General features: G+C 48.6%; 2 protein-coding genes. One reads left to right on the forward strand and one right to left on the reverse strand.

The window, feature by feature from the left end:
- A partial coding sequence (locus ACN0IC_RS15600) for a hypothetical protein (RefSeq protein WP_416879666.1) occupies positions 1-711 on the forward strand: 711 nt, incomplete at its 5' end.
- A gap of 109 nt (positions 712-820) precedes the next feature.
- Here the strand turns inward: ACN0IC_RS15600 and ACN0IC_RS15605 are convergent.
- Positions 821-1,204 (reverse strand): hypothetical protein (locus tag ACN0IC_RS15605; protein ID WP_416879667.1); only part of this gene is annotated, 384 nt, incomplete at its 5' end.

The raw sequence follows: 1,204 nt of genomic DNA on the forward strand, positions 1-1,204 counted from the left end.
AGTCTAAGTGATTCGCACTGGTATCTTTGGCTAGGAAAACTATTCTATGGGATTCTAAGAAAGGAGATCGGACTGAAAGCGGATCGTTCAAGGAGTTCATCAGTTCCAATCATTTCCCCTAAAACCTTGAGTTCCTTTTCTAGCCTGCACCTATTTCTCCAAGGAATAAGAAAACTCCACCAATTCGGAGATCGAGCGCCTTATTCAGTTCTTCTGTGCAATTTGCATGATCTAGGCGCGCGCCGAGATTTCTGGTTTGGTGATAGTTTCCACTATATGACCGCTGGAATACGAATGGGAGGGATCGGGGTGATTGTAGCTTTCGAGGATGGCTCCATTAATGCTGAGACTATCGGGCAATATCTGAAAAAGGTCAACGGCGCGAAGCTACACCCGATTCAGTTCAGCGAACTGTATGCCAAGGTTAGTTATCAATCCTATTTGCTTCATTCGCCGATAAGATATGTAAGTTCAAAGCAGGATGCTAAAGGATCTACCACCTATACAGATGTATTTGGCGGGTATCACCTCCGTCCTTGGTCTCAGCACGAGTTTTCCGGGGTGCTCAAGAGGCATGTAGGGCCGTGGCTTCCTAATTGTGGGAAAGATAGTGTCTGGTTTACTGAGCCCGATCTAGTGCCTACCTGGATGGTCGGTGGCGAAGGTGAGCCGTTACTCCAGCCCCTAGAGGTCTGGGAGGGAGCTGAATAATTGCCTTTTCATAGCTCCTAGTTTTCGGGACCTTATCAGTCTGAAGCGTGATTTAGTATCACAGAGGTTGTAAGTAATGGAGACCCGCACTTAAAAGTATGTTGAAAGCTTATATCGTGTTGAAAAAATGCTCTGGAGTACAGTTATTGACAGAACTCCAAGGTGGCGGGTGAATCTCACTGTTCAGTTTCTCCCAGGTGTAAGCGGTATCGGCAGGCAACGCGTCGATTTCGGCTTGTGTCACTTCCCGAATCTGGGTGAGTCGCGAAAGGCGCTCTAGCCAGGCATCGTTAGATGTGTCGTGCAATTCCCTGGTTTGCTTGGGGCGCTGAACTTCCCACCTGAAAAACCGCGTTAGCCAATACCTTCCATGAGCGTAAAGGCCGAACAGCTTTCCGTCAGAGGGTTCGCCATATTGATTCATCGGGCAATCGAGGTACTTAAAATCTCTCGACCTCACGGTCGTGCCGGTTCGATTCCGGCTCCGGGCACC

The organism is Litorimonas sp. (assembly GCA_029936425.1).
Classification (GTDB): Bacteria; Pseudomonadota; Alphaproteobacteria; order Caulobacterales; family Maricaulaceae; genus Litorimonas.